This is a genomic window from Bacillus sp. PS237 (genome assembly GCF_037963345.1).
GTDB classification, from domain to species: Bacteria; Bacillota; Bacilli; order Bacillales; family Bacillaceae; genus Bacillus; species Bacillus subtilis.
On record NZ_CP150156.1, the window covers coordinates 140,760 to 158,691 of the forward strand.

The window sequence follows — 17,932 nt, forward strand, 5'->3', positions numbered from 1 at the left end:
TATTAAAAGGAAGGGAGGTCTATCTCATGAACCGCCTTAAAGAAAAGTACAATAAAGAAATTGCACCTGCTTTAATGACTAAGTTCAACTATGATTCAGTCATGCAAGTGCCTAAAATCGAAAAAATCGTAATCAACATGGGTGTTGGTGACGCTGTTCAAAACGCCAAAGCAATCGACAGTGCTGTTGAGGAATTAACGTTTATCGCAGGTCAAAAACCTGTCGTTACTCGTGCGAAGAAATCAATTGCTGGATTCCGTCTTCGTGAGGGAATGCCTATCGGTGCGAAAGTAACTCTTCGCGGAGAGCGCATGTATGATTTCCTTGATAAACTTATTTCTGTATCTTTACCGCGTGTACGTGACTTCCGCGGGGTTTCTAAAAAATCTTTCGACGGTCGCGGTAACTACACACTTGGTATCAAAGAACAGTTAATCTTCCCTGAAATTGACTACGATAAAGTAACAAAGGTTCGCGGAATGGACATCGTTATCGTAACAACTGCTAATACTGACGAAGAAGCTCGTGAGCTATTAACTCAAGTAGGTATGCCGTTCCAGAAATAATCAATGAAAGGGAGGCGAAATCGTGGCTAAAAAGTCTATGATTGCGAAACAACAACGTACACCAAAGTTTAAAGTACAAGAGTACACACGCTGTGAACGCTGCGGACGTCCGCATTCAGTCATTCGTAAATTTAAACTTTGCCGTATTTGTTTCCGTGAGCTTGCATATAAAGGACAAATTCCTGGCGTGAAAAAAGCCAGCTGGTAATCCCCAAGAAAGGGAAGGAGGTAATTATATAATGGTTATGACAGATCCAATTGCAGATATGCTAACTCGTATTCGCAATGCAAACATGGTACGTCATGAGAAGCTTGAAATTCCTGCTTCTAAATTGAAAAGAGAAATTGCTGAAATTTTAAAGCGTGAAGGTTTCATTCGTGACGTTGAGTTCGTAGAAGACAGCAAACAAGGTATTATCCGCGTTTTCTTGAAATACGGACAAAACAACGAGCGCGTTATCACTGGTCTTAAAAGAATCAGCAAGCCTGGTTTGCGTGTTTATGCTAAATCTAATGAAGTACCCCGCGTACTTAACGGTCTTGGAATCGCGATTATTTCTACATCACAAGGTGTTTTAACGGACAAAGAAGCCCGTGCAAAACAAGCTGGTGGAGAAGTTCTAGCATACGTTTGGTAAGAAGTTTAACATGAATGGAGGTGTTTGGTATGTCTCGTGTAGGTAAGAAGCTACTTGAGATTCCTTCTGATGTTACAGTAACGTTAAATGATAACAACACTGTAGCTGTGAAAGGACCAAAAGGAGAATTAACTCGTACGTTTCACCCTGATATGGAGATTAAAGTAGAGGACAATGTGCTTACAGTCGCTCGTCCTTCTGATCAAAAAGAGCACCGTGCCCTGCATGGTACGACTCGCAGTCTGCTTGGCAACATGGTTGAAGGTGTATCTAAAGGATTTGAAAGAGGTTTGGAATTAGTCGGTGTCGGTTACCGTGCTTCTAAATCCGGAAATAAACTTGTTTTAAACGTTGGATACTCTCATCCTGTTGAGATCGTTCCTGAAGAAGGCATCGAAATCGAAGTTCCTTCTCAAACAAAAGTAGTTGTAAAAGGTACAGACAAAGAACGCGTAGGAGCTATTGCTGCTAACATCCGCGCTGTACGTTCTCCAGAGCCTTACAAAGGTAAAGGAATCCGCTACGAAGGTGAAGTTGTTCGCCGTAAAGAAGGTAAATCTGCTAAGTAAGATCGCTTAAAGTGAAGAAAGGAGTGACCTAGATGATTACGAAAACTAGCAAAAATGCTGCTCGTCTTAAAAGACACGCTCGTGTTCGCGCTAAACTTTCCGGTACTGCTGAAAGACCGCGCCTGAACGTTTTCCGTTCTAACAAGCACATTTACGCTCAAATCATCGATGATGTAAATGGTGTAACACTTGCTAGTGCATCTACTCTCGATAAAGACTTGAACGTTGAAAGCACTGGAGATACTTCTGCTGCTACTAAAGTTGGAGAATTAGTTGCAAAACGCGCTGCTGAAAAAGGCATTTCTGACGTAGTATTTGACCGTGGCGGATACTTATACCATGGACGTGTAAAAGCTTTGGCTGATGCCGCTCGTGAAGCTGGACTTAAATTTTAATAAAAGAAGGAGGGACACATGATTATGCGTCGTATTGACCCAAGCAAATTAGAGTTAGAAGAACGCTTAGTTACGGTTAACCGCGTAGCGAAAGTTGTTAAAGGTGGTCGTCGTTTCCGCTTCGCAGCTCTAGTCGTTGTCGGTGACAAAAACGGACACGTAGGATTCGGTACTGGTAAAGCACAAGAAGTACCAGAAGCGATTCGCAAAGCTGTTGAAGATGCGAAAAAGAATTTGATTGAAGTACCAATGGTTGGAACTACAATTCCACACGAAATCATCGGACGTTTCGGTGCAGGTAACATCTTGTTAAAACCTGCTTCTGAAGGTACTGGAGTTATCGCTGGAGGCCCTGTACGTGCGGTACTTGAGCTAGCTGGTGTAGCTGATATCCTTTCTAAGTCTTTAGGTTCTAACACACCGATCAACATGATTCGTGCAACACTTCAAGGTTTAAGTGAACTTAAACGTGCTGAAGACGTTGCGAAGCTTCGTGGAAAATCTGTAGAAGAACTGTTAGGATAAGGAGGGAACATTAATGGCTAAATTAGAAATTACCCTCAAACGAAGTGTAATCGGTCGCCCGGAAGACCAACGCGTTACTGTAAGAACACTTGGTTTAAAGAAAACAAACCAAACTGTTGTTCATGAAGACAACGCTGCGATCCGTGGTATGATTAATAAAGTATCTCATTTAGTTTCTGTTAAAGAACAATAAAAATATTTGATCGGATAAGGAGGTGTCCTAATGAAACTTCATGAATTAAAACCTTCAGAAGGTTCACGCAAAACGCGTAATCGCGTAGGTCGTGGTATTGGTTCTGGCAACGGTAAAACAGCTGGTAAAGGTCACAAAGGTCAAAACGCTCGTTCTGGCGGCGGTGTACGCCCTGGATTCGAGGGGGGACAAATGCCTTTATTCCAACGTCTTCCTAAACGTGGTTTCACTAACATCAACCGCAAGGAATACGCTGTAGTCAACCTAGACAAATTGAACGGTTTTGCAGAAGGAACGGAAGTCACTCCTGAACTTCTTCTAGAGACTGGTGTTATTAGCAAACTTAATGCAGGAGTAAAGATTCTTGGCAACGGTAAATTAGAGAAAAAATTAACTGTAAAAGCCAATAAATTCTCTGCTTCTGCGAAAGAAGCTGTTGAAGCTGCTGGCGGTACAGCTGAGGTGATCTAACTTGTTTAAAACAATCTCCAACTTTATGCGTGTGAGTGATATCAGGAATAAAATCATATTCACTTTACTCATGCTTATCGTCTTTCGCATAGGTGCGTTTATTCCTGTGCCTTACGTTAACGCTGAAGCGTTACAGGCACAGTCTCAAATGGGTGTTTTTGATCTCCTTAATACATTTGGCGGCGGTGCGCTTTACCAATTTTCCATTTTCGCAATGGGAATTACTCCTTATATCACGGCTTCGATCATCATTCAGCTGCTTCAGATGGATGTGGTACCGAAGTTTACCGAGTGGTCTAAGCAAGGTGAAGTTGGCCGCCGTAAATTAGCTCAGTTCACAAGGTACTTTACGATTGTGCTTGGTTTCATCCAAGCGTTAGGTATGTCATATGGATTCAACAATCTGGCAAACGGTATGCTGATCGAAAAATCCGGTGTATCGACATATCTTATCATTGCTTTAGTGCTCACTGGCGGAACTGCCTTTTTAATGTGGCTTGGGGAACAAATTACTTCTCATGGAGTAGGCAACGGAATATCGATCATTATCTTCGCGGGGATTGTGTCTAGTATTCCAAAAACAATTGGGCAAATATATGAGACTCAATTTGTCGGCAGCAACGATCAGTTGTTTATTCATATTGTGAAAGTCGCACTTCTTGTGATTGCGATTTTAGCAGTTATTGTTGGAGTTATTTTCATTCAGCAAGCCGTACGGAAAATTGCGATTCAATATGCTAAAGGCACAGGTCGTTCACCTGCTGGCGGAGGTCAGTCTACACACCTTCCATTGAAAGTGAATCCTGCAGGGGTTATTCCGGTAATCTTTGCGGTTGCGTTTTTGATAACGCCGCGGACGATCGCGTCATTCTTTGGAACAAACGATGTGACAAAGTGGATTCAAAACAACTTTGATAATACGCATCCGGTGGGTATGGCGATATATGTTGCGTTGATTATTGCCTTTACGTACTTTTATGCTTTTGTACAGGTAAACCCTGAACAAATGGCTGATAACCTTAAAAAACAGGGTGGCTATATCCCGGGGGTTCGTCCAGGGAAAATGACTCAAGATAGAATTACGAGCATTTTGTATCGACTTACGTTTGTGGGTTCTATATTCTTAGCCGTGATTTCCATTCTTCCTATCTTTTTCATTCAATTCGCTGGATTGCCTCAAAGTGCACAAATTGGCGGAACATCTTTGTTAATTGTTGTCGGGGTAGCCTTGGAGACAATGAAACAACTAGAAAGCCAGTTGGTGAAACGAAACTACCGTGGATTTATGAAAAACTAGAGGAAATGGATTTATCCATTCCCTCTTAATAAAGAGAGGACGGGGGAAATCCGAATGAACTTAGTCTTAATGGGGCTTCCTGGTGCCGGTAAAGGCACACAGGGCGAACGAATTGTTGAGGATTATGGGATTCCTCATATCTCAACAGGAGATATGTTCCGTGCTGCTATGAAAGAAGAAACACCACTCGGACTCGAAGCAAAATCTTATATTGATAAGGGAGAGCTCGTACCTGACGAAGTCACAATCGGAATTGTAAAAGAGAGACTTGGCAAAGATGATTGTGAAAGAGGTTTTCTTCTGGACGGATTTCCGCGAACAGTCGCTCAAGCCGAAGCTCTTGAAGAAATTCTTGAGGAATACGGCAAGCCGATTGATTATGTCATTAACATTGAAGTCGACAAAGATGTTCTGATGGAACGTCTGACTGGACGCAGAATTTGCAGTGTTTGCGGCACAACCTATCATTTAGTCTTTAATCCGCCGAAAACGCCGGGTATTTGTGATAAAGACGGAGGCGAACTCTATCAACGGGCAGATGATAATGAGGAAACAGTCTCTAAACGGCTTGAGGTAAACATGAAGCAAACTCAGCCTTTACTCGATTTCTATTCAGAGAAAGGTTATCTTGCAAACGTGAATGGCCAGCAGGACATTCAAGACGTTTATGCAGATGTGAAGGATCTTCTTGGAGGATTAAAAAAATGATTATCTGTAAAACCCCACGTGAACTTGGTATCATGCGGGAAGCAGGGCGAATCGTGGCTTTAACTCATGAAGAGTTAAAAAAGCACATTAAACCAGGAATCTCGACAAAAGAATTGGATCAAATTGCCGAACGTTTTATTAAGAAGCAGGGTGCAATCCCATCTTTTAAGGGGTATAATGGGTTTCGCGGGAGCATTTGCGTATCAGTTAATGAAGAACTCGTTCACGGCATACCTGGCAGCAGGGTGCTGAAGGACGGTGACATCATCAGTATTGATATCGGTGCTAAATTAAATGGTTATCATGGTGACTCTGCATGGACATATCCGGTAGGAAACATCAGCGATGATGACAAAAAACTTCTGGAAGTGACAGAGGAGTCTTTATATAAAGGCTTGCAGGAAGCAAAACCAGGTGAACGTTTGTCGAATATTTCCCACGCAATACAAACGTATGTCGAAAATGAGCAGTTTTCAGTTGTTAGGGAGTATGTCGGACATGGTGTTGGTCAAGACTTGCATGAGGACCCGCAAATTCCTCATTACGGTCCGCCCAACAAAGGACCACGGCTTAAACCTGGCATGGTTCTCGCTATTGAACCTATGGTGAACGCTGGCAGCCGCTACGTGAAAACATTGGCTGATAACTGGACGGTTGTAACGGTAGATGGGAAAAAGTGTGCTCATTTTGAACATACGATTGCGATTACGGAAACGGGTTTTGATATACTGACGAGAGTCTAGATGATGAAAATAATTCCGAAGACAGATGTTTTTCAAGCTTGATAGGGCAGAAAGCTTGGGTGAACATTGGCAAGACCGAATTCATCTTGCTTCTTGTCGTTGGAATTTTAACCATCATCAATGTACTAACAGCAGACGGAGAAAAGCGTACATTTCATTCTCCTAAGAAAAAGAATATCAATCATTTAACCCTTTATGATTGCGTATCTCCGGAAGTTCAGAACAGTATAAACGAAACAGGGCGTGTGACAAACTTCTTTTGAAATTTGTCAGAAAGCAAGTTACTGATTTGAAGAAGGGAGAACACTTGAATGGCGAAAGACGATGTAATTGAAGTGGAAGGTACTATAGTCGAAACACTGCCAAACGCGATGTTCAAAGTTGAACTTGAAAATGGCCACACTGTTTTGGCTCATGTATCTGGTAAAATCCGCATGCACTTCATTCGCATTTTACCTGGAGACAAAGTTACGGTAGAATTATCTCCATATGACTTAACTCGTGGCAGGATTACGTACCGTTACAAATAAAGCACTCCGGAAACTGAAGGAGGTTGGAAACACATGAAAGTGAGACCATCAGTTAAACCAATCTGCGAAAAATGTAAAGTTATTCGCAGAAAAGGAAAAGTAATGGTGATCTGTGAAAATCCAAAGCATAAACAAAAACAAGGATAATTTATAAGGAGGTGCCCAGAGAATGGCTCGTATTGCTGGTGTAGATATCCCACGTGACAAACGTGTTGTTATTTCTTTAACATACATCTTCGGAATTGGCCGCACAACGGCTCAGCAAGTTTTAAAAGAAGCTGGAGTTTCAGAAGATACTCGTGTGCGCGATCTTACTGAAGAAGAACTTGGTAAAATCCGTGATATTATTGACAAACTGAAAGTAGAAGGTGACCTTCGCCGTGAAGTTTCTCTTAATATCAAACGTCTGATCGAAATCGGAAGCTACCGCGGAATCCGTCATCGCAGAGGATTACCTGTTCGCGGACAAAACTCTAAAAACAACGCGCGTACTCGTAAAGGTCCGCGTCGTACTGTAGCTAACAAGAAAAAATAAGTAAGGGAGGTTCTTAAACAATGGCTGCTGCTCGTAAATCTAACACGCGTAAACGTCGCGTGAAAAAGAATATTGAGTCTGGAATTGCTCATATTCGTTCAACTTTCAATAACACGATCGTTACGATCACTGACACTCATGGTAATGCTATTTCTTGGTCTAGTGCCGGAGCTTTAGGATTCAGAGGTTCTCGTAAATCTACTCCTTTTGCTGCGCAAATGGCTGCAGAAACAGCTGCTAAAGGTTCAATCGAACATGGTCTTAAAACTCTAGAGGTTACTGTTAAAGGACCTGGTTCAGGCCGTGAAGCTGCAATCCGTGCACTTCAAGCTGCTGGACTAGAAGTCACTGCTATCAGAGACGTAACTCCTGTTCCTCATAACGGATGCCGTCCACCAAAACGTCGCCGCGTGTAATTTGTTTGTATAGATTTTGTGTCCCTGTCAATAATGGGTTATGATACAGTTATTTATGAAACGAATGCACCGACTCGTTGCCTGAGCACATACGGGACTAAACAATGGGGAATTTCGGATGGAATCTCATATGATTCTATTCGAGGTTTCGACGTTTTGAAGGAGGGTTTTAAGTAATGATCGAGATTGAAAAACCAAAAATCGAAACGGTTGAAATCAGCGACGATGCCAAATTTGGTAAGTTTGTCGTAGAGCCACTTGAGCGTGGATATGGTACAACTCTGGGTAACTCCTTACGTCGTATCCTCTTATCCTCACTCCCTGGTGCCGCTGTAACATCAATCCAGATAGATGGTGTACTGCACGAATTCTCGACAATTGAAGGCGTTGTGGAAGATGTTACAACGATTATCTTACACATTAAAAAGCTTGCATTGAAAATCTACTCTGATGAAGAGAAGACGCTAGAAATTGATGTACAGGGTGAAGGAACTGTAACGGCAGCTGATATTACACACGATAGTGATGTAGAGATCTTAAATCCTGATCTTCATATCGCGACTCTTGGTGAGAATGCGAGTTTCCGAGTTCGCCTTACTGCTCAAAGAGGACGTGGGTATACGCCTGCTGACGCAAACAAGAGAGACGATCAGCCAATCGGCGTGATTCCGATCGATTCTATCTATACGCCAGTTTCTCGTGTATCTTATCAGGTAGAGAACACTCGTGTAGGCCAAGTTGCAAACTATGATAAACTTACACTTGATGTTTGGACTGATGGAAGCACTGGACCGAAAGAAGCAATTGCGCTTGGTTCAAAGATTTTAACTGAACACCTTAATATATTCGTTGGTTTAACTGACGAAGCTCAACATGCTGAAATCATGGTTGAAAAAGAAGAAGATCAAAAAGAGAAAGTTCTTGAAATGACAATTGAAGAATTGGATCTTTCTGTTCGTTCTTACAACTGCTTAAAGCGTGCGGGTATTAACACGGTTCAAGAGCTTGCGAACAAGACGGAAGAAGATATGATGAAAGTTCGAAATCTAGGACGCAAATCACTTGAAGAAGTGAAAGCGAAACTAGAAGAACTTGGACTCGGACTTCGCAAAGACGATTGACTAGTTTCCCTTGTGAACTAGGATTTTCGTGTGTTTATTATTCAGAAACAGCATTCCAATAAAGGAGGGGACATCACATGTCATACAGAAAACTAGGACGTACGAGTGCACAGCGTAAAGCTATGCTTCGTGATCTTACAACTGATTTGATCATCAACGAAAGAATCGAAACAACTGAAACACGTGCGAAAGAACTTCGCTCTGTAGTTGAAAAAATGATCACGCTTGGCAAACGCGGTGATCTTCACGCTCGCCGTCAAGCTGCTGCATACATCCGCAACGAGGTTGCAAACGAAGAAAATAATCAAGATGCACTTCAAAAATTATTCTCTGACATTGCAACTCGTTACGAGGAGCGCCAAGGTGGATACACACGTATTATGAAGCTTGGTCCTCGCCGTGGTGACGGAGCACCAATGGCAATTATCGAATTGGTTTAATCACATATTTTTGTGTATCTAAAGAAGGGCGGGACAGTTTCTAACTGGATCTATGCCCTTTTTTTAGATACTGCAACTTTTAATAGAGAGAAAAGCAGAGCATTAGCTGAGAGGAGGCCGGTTTTCCATGAATCAAAATCAGTTGATATCGGTAGAGGATATCGTATTTCGATATCGGAAGGACGCAGAAAGACGAGCACTAGACGGCGTCTCCCTGCAGGTGTATGAGGGTGAATGGCTTGCAATCGTAGGTCATAACGGTTCAGGGAAATCAACACTGGCCCGGGCATTGAATGGTTTAATTCTTCCTGAATCAGGCGACATTGAGGTTGCCGGGATTCAATTGACAGAGGAATCTGTTTGGGAAGTGCGTAAGAAGATAGGTATGGTCTTTCAAAATCCGGATAACCAATTTGTCGGAACGACTGTTCGCGATGATGTGGCTTTTGGTTTAGAAAACAATGGTGTACCGCGGGAAGAAATGATTGAGAGAGTAGACTGGGCAGTAAAACAGGTGAATATGCAAGATTTTCTCGATCAAGAGCCGCACCATCTCTCCGGAGGCCAAAAGCAGAGAGTTGCGATTGCGGGGGTTATTGCCGCACGTCCTGATATTATTATCTTAGATGAAGCAACATCCATGCTTGATCCGATCGGGCGAGAAGAAGTGCTTGAAACGGTAAGACATTTAAAAGAGCAGGGCATGGCGACTGTCATATCCATTACACATGACCTGAATGAGGCAGCAAAAGCAGACAGGATCATTGTCATGAATGGCGGTAAAAAATATGCTGAAGGGCCGCCTGAAGAGATTTTTAAATTGAATAAAGAACTTGTTCGAATTGGGCTTGATTTACCCTTCTCATTCCAGCTTAGCCAGCTTTTAAGAGAAAATGGACTGGCTTTGGAAGAAAACCATTTGACTCAGGAAGGGCTGGTGAAAGAGCTGTGGACATTACAATCAAAGATGTAGAGCATCGCTATCAGATGAAGACCCCGTTTGAGCGCCTAGCACTGTATGATATCAATGCATCGATTAAAGAAGGAAGCTACGTAGCCGTTATCGGGCATACAGGCTCTGGCAAGTCCACTCTTCTACAGCACCTAAATGGTCTCCTGAAGCCGACGAAGGGACAGATATCACTAGGCAGCACTGTCATTCAGGCAGGGAAAAAGAATAAAGATCTGAAAAAACTTCGTAAAAAAGTCGGAATCGTTTTCCAATTTCCTGAGCATCAATTATTCGAAGAAACAGTTCTTAAAGATATTTCATTCGGACCGATGAACTTTGGTGTTAAAAAAGAAGATGCTGAACAAAAAGCGAGAGAGATGCTGCAGCTTGTAGGTTTATCAGAAGAGCTTTTGGACAGGTCACCCTTTGAATTAAGCGGGGGACAAATGCGCAGAGTTGCAATTGCCGGCGTACTTGCAATGGACCCTGAAGTGCTTGTTCTGGATGAACCGACTGCAGGATTGGACCCAAGAGGGCGAAAAGAGATTATGGACATGTTTTATGAGCTTCATCAACGTGGGAACTTGACGACGATCCTTGTGACACACAGCATGGAGGATGCAGCTGCATACGCTGATGAAATGATTGTTATGCATAAAGGAACGATACAAGCATCAGGCAGTCCGCGTGATCTGTTTTTAAAGGGTGAAGAGATGGCCGGCTGGGGGCTGGATCTTCCTGAAACAATAAAATTCCAAAGACACCTTGAAGCTGCACTGGGTGTGAGATTTAATGAGCCTATGCTCACAATCGAAGATGCCGCTGCCGAAATCCGTGCTCTTTTTCAGGGAGAGAAGACTTTATGATGGACAGCATGATTATCGGCAAGTATGTACCGGGGACTTCACTTGTGCACCGGCTTGACCCCAGAACAAAACTGATCACGATCTTTTTATTTGTCTGCATTGTATTCTTAGCCAATAATGTTCAGACATATGCGTTGCTTGGTTTATTTACAATTGGCGTCGTTTCTTTAACAAGAGTTCCTTTCTCTTTTTTAATGAAAGGGCTGAAGCCAATCATCTGGATTGTCCTTTTTACGTTCCTTCTTCACATTCTTATGACACATGAAGGACCGATTATCTTTCAAATAGGTTTTTTCAAAGTCTATGAGGGCGGTCTGGTTCAGGGGATATTCATTTCTCTTAGATTCGTCTATTTGATTTTAATCACAACCTTATTAACGCTTACGACTACACCGATTGAGATTACCGATGGAATGGAGCAGCTGCTGAACCCATTGAAAAAATTAAAGCTTCCTGTTCATGAGCTGGCTCTTATGATGTCAATTTCTTTACGGTTTATTCCGACACTGATGGAGGAGACAGATAAGATCATGAAGGCTCAGATGGCGCGAGGCGTTGATTTTACAAGCGGGCCTGTCAAAGAAAGAGTGAAGGCTATTGTCCCGCTTCTTGTCCCGCTCTTCGTCAGCGCATTTAAACGCGCCGAAGAGCTTGCGGTGGCAATGGAAGCAAGAGGCTATCAAGGCGGAGAAGGACGTACGAAATATAGAAAGCTTGTATGGACAGGAAAAGACACTTCTGTCATTGTCAGCTTAATTGTATTAGCTGCTTTGTTATTTTTCTTAAGGGCTTAGAGGTGCTGTATGAGACTGAAATGCACGATTTCTTATGACGGACATTTGTTTAACGGTTATCAGGTTCAGCCGGGCAAAAGAACGGTTCAGGATGAACTGGAGAAGGCTTTGGCTGTCCTGCATAAGTCAAAAGACAGAATTCCGGTCGTTTCGTCTGGAAGAACAGACAGCGGGGTTCACGCAGCCGGACAGGTGATTCATTTTGACACTCCGCTGTCTATCCCGGCTGAGAGATGGCCATATGCCTTAAATGCACTGCTTCCGGACGATATCGCAGTCAAACAGGCAGAAATTGCGGATGATGGGTTCCATGCACGATTTAGCGCAGTCAAAAAAGAATATCGCTACTTTGTATACACGGAGAAACACCCGGACGTATTTAAACGGCATTACGCTTACCATTTTTCATATCGCCTTAATGTGCAGGACATGAGAGAAGCGGCAAAGCATCTTATAGGGACACATGATTTTACGAGCTTTTGCGCGGCTAAAACAGAAGTGCAGGACAAGGTAAGAACGATATACGAACTTGATTGGACTGAGACGGCTGACGGCCTGCAAATGCGGATCACAGGCAGCGGTTTCTTATATAATATGGTCAGAATTATTGCGGGTACTTTGCTTGATGCAGGTATTGGAAAAATTTCTCCCGATGAGGTGAAATCCATGCTGGAAGCGAAGGATCGCGAAGCGGCAGGGCGCACAGCGCCGGGGCACGGGCTATATTTATGGAACGTTTACTATGACAACTAAACCAGGTGTATAATATTTTCTTGACAGAGTCTGCATAAAGTTATAAGATATCATATGGTATGTATTTCAACCCCACGATAAGCCCCGGAACTTATTGTGTTGTGAAATAGAACGTAATCGAAGTTTATTGAAAATGACAGATCATTTAGGAGGGAAATTCAATGCGTACAACACCTATGGCTAACGCAAGTACTATTGAACGCAAGTGGTTAGTTGTTGATGCTGCTGGCAAGACTTTAGGTCGTCTTTCTTCAGAAGTTGCAGCTATCCTTCGCGGAAAACACAAACCAACTTACACACCACACGTTGATACTGGAGATCATGTGATCATCATCAACGCTGAAAAAATCGAGTTAACTGGTAAAAAGTTAACTGACAAAATCTACTACCGTCACACTCAACATCCAGGCGGATTAAAATCAAGAACTGCTCTTGAAATGCGTACAAACTACCCTGAGAAAATGCTTGAGCTTGCTATCAAAGGCATGCTTCCAAAAGGTTCTCTAGGTCGTCAAATGTTCAAAAAATTGAACGTATACCGTGGTTCTGAGCATCCACACGAAGCACAAAAACCTGAAGTTTACGAACTTCGCGGTTAATTAAAAAGGAGGTTACCAATTTGGCACAGGTTCAATATTACGGTACTGGCCGTCGTAAAAGCTCTGTAGCGCGTGTGCGTTTAGTTCCAGGAGAAGGCCGTATCGTCGTTAATAATCGTGAAATCAGCGAACATATCCCATCTGCAGCTTTAATCGAAGATATCAAACAACCATTAACTTTGACTGAAACAGCTGGCACTTATGATGTTTTAGTAAACGTACATGGAGGCGGCCTATCTGGTCAAGCTGGAGCAATCCGTCACGGTATCGCTCGTGCTTTGCTTGAAGCAGATCCAGAATACCGTACAACTCTTAAACGTGCAGGTCTTCTGACTCGTGACGCTCGTATGAAAGAACGTAAAAAATACGGTCTTAAAGGCGCTCGTCGTGCACCTCAGTTCTCAAAACGTTAATTTTACGTTTTCAAAAAGCTCTCGACCTTGGGTTGGGAGCTTTTTTCTTTCAATAAAACGTGGCAGTCCCGCATAAAAATAACAACTGAATGGACGCTTGACGGGGTTAAGCAAATTGTTTGTTTATAAACGGTCTCTTTGTAATAATCATGGTAGATTTCATTCTTATTCAATTGGAAGTTCGGTCAATGTTTATTATCGTTATGTGATCAGCCCAGCTCCATCTAACCACTGTATCTCATCCGTTAAAGTTCACTGCTGATTCTTAACCCGGAGAAACAATAGCTCTCATTGCTAATGGCTTTATGTAACGAAGTAAAAGTAAATCTGATGATATAAATCACATATCTCCTTTGTGATTTTTTTGCGTTTTTATGAACTTTTTTCTAAATATGCAAAGGGAAAGCGATATCAATCTAGAAATATTTGTTATACTCTATACATTAAAGTAAGGAGAAGATTCATGAATGCGTTAGTAGCTCATAATAGCAAAGCCTGGGATAAAAAAGTAGAAACAGGCAATGAATGGACTGTTGCTGTTGAACAGCAGGTTATCGAACAAGCAAAAAAAGGCAATTGGGATATAAGGGTAACACCAATGAAAGATGTACCGAAGGATTGGTTTCCGCCTATCAAAGGTCTGAAAGTACTCTGTTTAGCATCAGGCGGCGGCCAGCAGGGTCCAGTTTTGGCAGCCGCAGGCGCGGATGTCACTGTATTAGATAACTCAGAAAAACAGCTGAATCAGGATAGAATGATTGCTGAGCGAGATGGTCTGACGATACACACTGTCAAAGGAAGCATGGACGATTTAAGTGTATTTAATGATGAATCATTTGATGTCATTGTACATCCTGTTGCCAATGTTTTTGTTGAGAATGTCCTCCCGGTATGGAAGGAAGCGTACCGTGTGTTGAAAAGGAACGGCATTCTAATCTCGGGTTTTGTCAATCCTGTTGTATTTCTGTTTGATACAGAATTAGAACAGCAAGGTGTTTTAAAAGTAAAACACTCTATTCCATACGCTGACCCAGAAGATCTTCCGAAACATAAAGTGAAAAAACTGATCGAAAATAATGAGGCTCTGGAATTCGGCCATTCCTTAGAAGACCAAATCAAAGGCCAAATTGATGCCGGTTTTATCGTTACTGGTTTTTATGAAGATAAAGGCGGTTTTGTATTAGACCAATATATCCATACATATTCTGCAACAAGAAGCGTGAAAGTATGAAAAGCAGCGACCTGTTAGAGGGGCTGCTTTTTTCATAACCAATTACAGAACATTTGTTCCTCACCCTGCAGAAAGCTGATTTTTTATCAATGTTACACCTTCATTTGGGCGAATTTCCAACCGAATTCGGGCATTGTTTCATCATCCAAACCTCAAAATAATCGGTAAAAGGAGAGTGAATTTATATGGCAGAAGTACTGTCTTTTATGGATGTGAAACGCCAAAAGGATTTTGAATTAGAAAAGAACTTGCTCAAAGAACTCTCTCTGAGACAAATTATCCAGTCTGTTAAGGATTGTTTGGAACCATTATTTCCATTTTTACATGATGAACGAGATATTATTACCGAAGGCTGTATTGATTTTGCGATTGAAGCTTATTTGTTAGGCGGGCGTTTTGGGATATTCGGCTATTACGGAGAATCAATGCAGAGTATCAGTGCCCGCTCTGCAAGAGAAGAAGAAGAGCTGCGTATGGAGTTTTTTGATTATCTCTATAATTGGATACACGAGCAATACGCAACATTTGATAAAAACACTGTTTATGAAGCGGCACGCAAGTTCATTAAAGATTGGTGGACAGCAGGGTTTGTTCAAAGAGAAAAACAGTGTAAGCTTCGCATGCGGTAATCATATTTCCCGACCCTGTCCCATAGTTATGTAATAACGGACAAGCGGGAGGGGAAGGGATGAGGAAAAAGCTTAAATGGCTCAGTTTTTTGCTAGGCTTCATCATATTACTATTTCTGTTCAAGTATCAGTTCAGCAATAACGACTCTTGGAAGCCGTGGAGCCTGCCCTTGAGCGGTAAAATCATTTATCTAGATCCAGGTCATGGCGGGCCTGACGGCGGAGCAGTCGGCGGAAAGCTGTTAGAGAAGGATGTTACCCTGGAAGTGGCCTTTAGAGTCAGGGATTATCTTCAAGAACAAGGAGCGCTTGTTATCATGACCAGAGAAAGTGATACTGATCTCGCTCCAGAAGGAACAAAAGGCTATAGCCGACGAAAAGCTGAGGATCTAAGACAACGAGTCAAATTAATAAACCATTCAGAGGCGGAGCTCTATATCAGCATTCATCTTAATGCGATTCCGTCACAAAAATGGAGCGGAGCCCAAAGCTTTTATTACGGGAAATATGCGGAAAATGAGAAAGTCGCAAAATACATTCAGGATGAGCTGAGAAGAAATCTGGAAAACACAACCCGGAAAGCAAAGCGGATTCATGGTATCTACTTAATGCAAAACGTCACCAAACCGGGGGCGCTTATAGAAGTCGGATTTTTATCCAATCCAAGTGAAGCAACGTTGCTCGGTAAACCGAAATATCAAGACAAGGTGGCATCTTCCATATATAAAGGCATTTTGCGATATTTCACAGAAAAAGGAGACCCTCCGGAGTAATGGAGGGTTTTCTTGTGGTTCTAAGCATAAGACACCCGCCATTTATGTATGATATAATAATAATTGTAAACGAATACACAAAAGGGTGAGGTTCGATGATAAGAGAAGATGAAGTAAGAAAACTAGTCGGAGAAATGCGCGAACCTTTTCTTCAAAGACCTCTGGGAGAATTGGATGCCGTTAAGGAAATTAAAATAAAGCCTGAAAAACGGCATATCAGTGTAAAAGTCGCTCTTGCAAAAACAGGAACTGCAGAACAAATGCAGATTCAGCAAGAGATCGTAAACGTATTAAAAGGGGCAGGAGCTGAGACAGTCGGCCTTCGATTTGAAGAGCTGCCTGAAGAAACGGTTGCTAAATTCCGGGCGCCGTCAGCTGAGAAAAAAACATTATTAAATATGGATAACCCGCCAGTCTTTCTTGCTGTAGCAAGTGGAAAAGGCGGCGTAGGCAAGTCAACTGTGTCAGTAAACCTAGCTATTTCTCTGGCTCGTCTAGGGAAAAAGGTTGGTTTAATTGATGCGGATATTTATGGGTTCAGTGTGCCGGACATGATGGGTATCACTGTGCGTCCAACAATTGAAGGAGAGAAACTTCTTCCTGTTGAACGCTTTGGAGTAAAGGTCATGTCAATGGGCTTTTTCGTAGAAGAAAATGCCCCGGTCGTATGGAGAGGGCCGATGCTCGGCAAAATGCTGAATAATTTTTTCCATGAAGTAGAGTGGGGAGAAGTAGACTATATCGTTCTTGATCTTCCGCCTGGTACAGGGGACGTTGCTCTCGATGTACATACAATGCTTCCGAGCTGCAAAGAAATTATCGTATCTACGCCACATCCGACAGCTGCTTTTGTCGCGGCCAGAGCGGGCTCTATGGCGATTAAAACCGATCATGAGGTCGTGGGTGTCATAGAGAACATGGCTTATTATGAAAGTGCAAAGACAGGGGAAAGAGAATATGTGTTTGGAAAAGGCGGAGGAGATAAACTGGCTGAGGAACTAAACGTGCCTTTGCTCGGCAGAATCCCATTGAAACAGCCCGATTGGGATAAGGACCAATTTGCTCCGTCTGTTTATGACGAAAATCATCCAATCGGAGAAATATATCAGGACATCGCAAAAAAAATAGATGCAAAAATGTCAGTGCAGGTATAAAAGGTGAACCGGGATTCCAGATCCCGGCTTTCCCTTTATTCACTTTCTTTTGCTGTGTCTTTTGCTGCTTTTTTCAGCTCATCTTCGAACTGCTTTTTGTAAAGCGGACTAGAAAGTGTTTCGTTAATAACCTCTTCTAAATAACTGCGGAATTCTTGGCTTTTTGCCAGCTGGCTGTACTTTTTATCCATGCCGGGATCCTGCATAACGCTCATCAGCATCTTCTGGTAATCTGGATCCTTCATCAGCTTTTTAATCACTTTTTCATGCTCTGTCTGAAGAGTTTTGGCAAAGCCCTCAGCAAAATCAGTGTCTTCAAAGATGTTTTTCCAAAATTCTTCACCTTTTTTAGATGTGAGTGTTTTTTCTATTGTTCCTTTAATTGCATCTTGGTCAATCACCAGCGCTTCATTCATGGCATCATCATTTAATAATTCCTTAATAGCTTTCTTTCCATCATCAGTTTTTAATATATCAACAACCATTTTTTTGGTCTGATCATAGTCCATATCCGCTGCTTGGTCTTTTGGAGCGCAAGCTGTTACAGATAATAACAAAAAACAGCTCATCAATAGCGTTTTGGCTTTTGACATGCTTAAGCTCCTTTCACATACTTGTCTT

General features: G+C 42.3%; 28 protein-coding genes and 1 pseudogene. 28 read left to right on the plus strand and 1 reads right to left on the minus strand.

Features of this window, described 5'->3' with window-relative positions:
- Window positions 1–26 precede the first annotated feature (26 nt).
- The 28 genes and pseudogenes from rplE to salA all read left to right on the plus strand — a co-directional run bounded on the left by rplE (window position 27) and on the right by salA (window position 17,311).
- Window positions 27–566 (plus strand): 50S ribosomal protein L5, encoded by a 540-nt coding sequence (gene rplE, locus NST22_RS00785; RefSeq protein WP_003225809.1) that lies wholly within the window; start codon window positions 27–29, stop codon window positions 564–566.
- 22 nt (window positions 567–588) lie between these two features.
- A complete protein-coding gene (gene rpsN / locus NST22_RS00790) occupies window positions 589–774 on the plus strand; it encodes a 30S ribosomal protein S14 (RefSeq protein WP_003156488.1) in 186 nt (61 codons plus the stop codon).
- A gap of 31 nt (window positions 775–805) precedes the next feature.
- Window positions 806–1,204: a 30S ribosomal protein S8 gene (gene rpsH, locus NST22_RS00795; RefSeq protein WP_003241998.1), complete on the plus strand. Its 399-nt coding sequence runs from the start codon at window positions 806–808 to the stop codon at window positions 1,202–1,204.
- 29 nt (window positions 1,205–1,233) lie between these two features.
- A complete protein-coding gene (gene rplF / locus NST22_RS00800; protein ID WP_004399690.1) occupies window positions 1,234–1,773 on the plus strand; it encodes a 50S ribosomal protein L6 in 540 nt (179 codons plus the stop codon).
- Between the two features lie 32 nt (window positions 1,774–1,805).
- Window positions 1,806–2,168: a 50S ribosomal protein L18 gene (gene rplR / locus NST22_RS00805; RefSeq protein WP_003225816.1), complete on the plus strand. Its 363-nt coding sequence runs from the start codon at window positions 1,806–1,808 to the stop codon at window positions 2,166–2,168.
- 24 nt (window positions 2,169–2,192) lie between these two features.
- Entirely contained in the window at window positions 2,193–2,693 is a 501-nt protein-coding gene (gene rpsE / locus NST22_RS00810) for a 30S ribosomal protein S5 (protein ID WP_003328273.1), read from the plus strand.
- A gap of 13 nt (window positions 2,694–2,706) precedes the next feature.
- Window positions 2,707–2,886, plus strand: a complete 180-nt coding sequence (gene rpmD, locus NST22_RS00815; protein WP_003156497.1) for a 50S ribosomal protein L30 — start codon at window positions 2,707–2,709, stop codon at window positions 2,884–2,886.
- A 30-nt stretch (window positions 2,887–2,916) separates the two neighbouring features.
- Entirely contained in the window at window positions 2,917–3,357 is a 441-nt protein-coding gene (gene rplO / locus NST22_RS00820) for a 50S ribosomal protein L15 (protein WP_003225819.1), read from the plus strand.
- A 1-nt stretch (window position 3,358) separates the two neighbouring features.
- Window positions 3,359–4,654, plus strand: coding sequence for a preprotein translocase subunit SecY (gene secY / locus NST22_RS00825; RefSeq protein ID WP_004399662.1), 1,296 nt, complete (start codon window positions 3,359–3,361; stop codon window positions 4,652–4,654).
- Window positions 4,655–4,708: 54 nt separating this feature from the next.
- On the plus strand, window positions 4,709–5,362 hold the full coding sequence (locus NST22_RS00830; protein WP_004399686.1) for an adenylate kinase: 654 nt from the start codon (window positions 4,709–4,711) through the stop codon (window positions 5,360–5,362).
- Entirely contained in the window at window positions 5,359–6,105 is a 747-nt protein-coding gene (gene map, locus NST22_RS00835; RefSeq protein ID WP_003225828.1) for a type I methionyl aminopeptidase, read from the plus strand. The genes NST22_RS00830 and map overlap by 4 nt, the downstream gene beginning before the upstream one ends.
- A 65-nt stretch (window positions 6,106–6,170) precedes the next feature.
- Window positions 6,171–6,439, plus strand: a pseudogene (locus NST22_RS00840) (ribosome-binding protein ybzG).
- Window positions 6,417–6,635: a translation initiation factor IF-1 gene (infA, locus tag NST22_RS00845; protein WP_003156508.1), complete on the plus strand. Its 219-nt coding sequence runs from the start codon at window positions 6,417–6,419 to the stop codon at window positions 6,633–6,635. Before NST22_RS00840 ends, infA begins: the two are co-directional and overlap by 23 nt.
- A 33-nt stretch (window positions 6,636–6,668) precedes the next feature.
- Complete coding sequence (gene rpmJ / locus NST22_RS00850; protein ID WP_003156543.1) at window positions 6,669–6,782, plus strand: 50S ribosomal protein L36; 114 nt, start codon at window positions 6,669–6,671, stop codon at window positions 6,780–6,782.
- 22 nt (window positions 6,783–6,804) lie between these two features.
- Window positions 6,805–7,170 (plus strand): 30S ribosomal protein S13, encoded by a 366-nt coding sequence (gene rpsM, locus NST22_RS00855; protein ID WP_003235095.1) that lies wholly within the window; start codon window positions 6,805–6,807, stop codon window positions 7,168–7,170.
- Window positions 7,171–7,190: 20 nt separating this feature from the next.
- Window positions 7,191–7,586, plus strand: a complete 396-nt coding sequence (gene rpsK, locus NST22_RS00860) for a 30S ribosomal protein S11 (protein WP_009966385.1) — start codon at window positions 7,191–7,193, stop codon at window positions 7,584–7,586.
- A gap of 176 nt (window positions 7,587–7,762) precedes the next feature.
- Entirely contained in the window at window positions 7,763–8,707 is a 945-nt protein-coding gene (locus NST22_RS00865) for a DNA-directed RNA polymerase subunit alpha (RefSeq protein ID WP_003225835.1), read from the plus strand.
- A gap of 77 nt (window positions 8,708–8,784) precedes the next feature.
- Window positions 8,785–9,147 carry a 50S ribosomal protein L17 gene (gene rplQ / locus NST22_RS00870; protein ID WP_003225836.1) on the plus strand — a complete coding sequence of 121 codons (363 nt, stop codon included), beginning with the start codon at window positions 8,785–8,787 and terminating at the stop codon, window positions 9,145–9,147.
- Window positions 9,148–9,274: 127 nt separating this feature from the next.
- Window positions 9,275–10,120 (plus strand): energy-coupling factor ABC transporter ATP-binding protein, encoded by an 846-nt coding sequence (locus NST22_RS00875; protein WP_004399689.1) that lies wholly within the window; start codon window positions 9,275–9,277, stop codon window positions 10,118–10,120.
- A complete protein-coding gene (locus NST22_RS00880; RefSeq protein ID WP_003235106.1) occupies window positions 10,096–10,965 on the plus strand; it encodes an energy-coupling factor ABC transporter ATP-binding protein in 870 nt (289 codons plus the stop codon). Before NST22_RS00875 ends, NST22_RS00880 begins: the two co-directional genes overlap by 25 nt.
- On the plus strand, window positions 10,962–11,759 hold the full coding sequence (locus tag NST22_RS00885; protein ID WP_004399656.1) for an energy-coupling factor transporter transmembrane protein EcfT: 798 nt from the start codon (window positions 10,962–10,964) through the stop codon (window positions 11,757–11,759). The genes NST22_RS00880 and NST22_RS00885 overlap by 4 nt, the downstream gene beginning before the upstream one ends.
- Before the next feature lie 9 nt (window positions 11,760–11,768).
- Window positions 11,769–12,512 carry a tRNA pseudouridine(38-40) synthase TruA gene (gene truA / locus NST22_RS00890; protein WP_004399657.1) on the plus strand — a complete coding sequence of 248 codons (744 nt, stop codon included), beginning with the start codon at window positions 11,769–11,771 and terminating at the stop codon, window positions 12,510–12,512.
- 161 nt (window positions 12,513–12,673) lie between these two features.
- Window positions 12,674–13,111: a 50S ribosomal protein L13 gene (rplM, locus tag NST22_RS00895; RefSeq protein ID WP_003241966.1), complete on the plus strand. Its 438-nt coding sequence runs from the start codon at window positions 12,674–12,676 to the stop codon at window positions 13,109–13,111.
- A 20-nt stretch (window positions 13,112–13,131) separates the two neighbouring features.
- A complete protein-coding gene (gene rpsI, locus NST22_RS00900; RefSeq protein WP_004399691.1) occupies window positions 13,132–13,524 on the plus strand; it encodes a 30S ribosomal protein S9 in 393 nt (130 codons plus the stop codon).
- A 463-nt stretch (window positions 13,525–13,987) separates the two neighbouring features.
- On the plus strand, window positions 13,988–14,755 hold the full coding sequence (locus tag NST22_RS00905) for a class I SAM-dependent methyltransferase (RefSeq protein ID WP_004399665.1): 768 nt from the start codon (window positions 13,988–13,990) through the stop codon (window positions 14,753–14,755).
- 185 nt (window positions 14,756–14,940) lie between these two features.
- Window positions 14,941–15,384 (plus strand): YbaK family protein, encoded by a 444-nt coding sequence (locus NST22_RS00910; RefSeq protein ID WP_003235118.1) that lies wholly within the window; start codon window positions 14,941–14,943, stop codon window positions 15,382–15,384.
- 59 nt (window positions 15,385–15,443) lie between these two features.
- Window positions 15,444–16,157 carry an N-acetylmuramoyl-L-alanine amidase CwlD gene (cwlD, locus tag NST22_RS00915; protein ID WP_004399672.1) on the plus strand — a complete coding sequence of 238 codons (714 nt, stop codon included), beginning with the start codon at window positions 15,444–15,446 and terminating at the stop codon, window positions 16,155–16,157.
- 95 nt (window positions 16,158–16,252) lie between these two features.
- A complete protein-coding gene (salA, locus tag NST22_RS00920) occupies window positions 16,253–17,311 on the plus strand; it encodes an iron-sulfur carrier protein/transcriptional regulator SalA (RefSeq protein WP_003235124.1) in 1,059 nt (352 codons plus the stop codon).
- A 35-nt stretch (window positions 17,312–17,346) separates the two neighbouring features.
- Here the strand turns inward: salA and gerD are convergent, their stop codons facing one another.
- Window positions 17,347–17,904, minus strand: a complete 558-nt coding sequence (gene gerD, locus NST22_RS00925) for a spore germination lipoprotein GerD (RefSeq protein WP_003235126.1) — start codon at window positions 17,902–17,904, stop codon at window positions 17,347–17,349.
- Window positions 17,905–17,932: the final 28 nt, after the last annotated feature.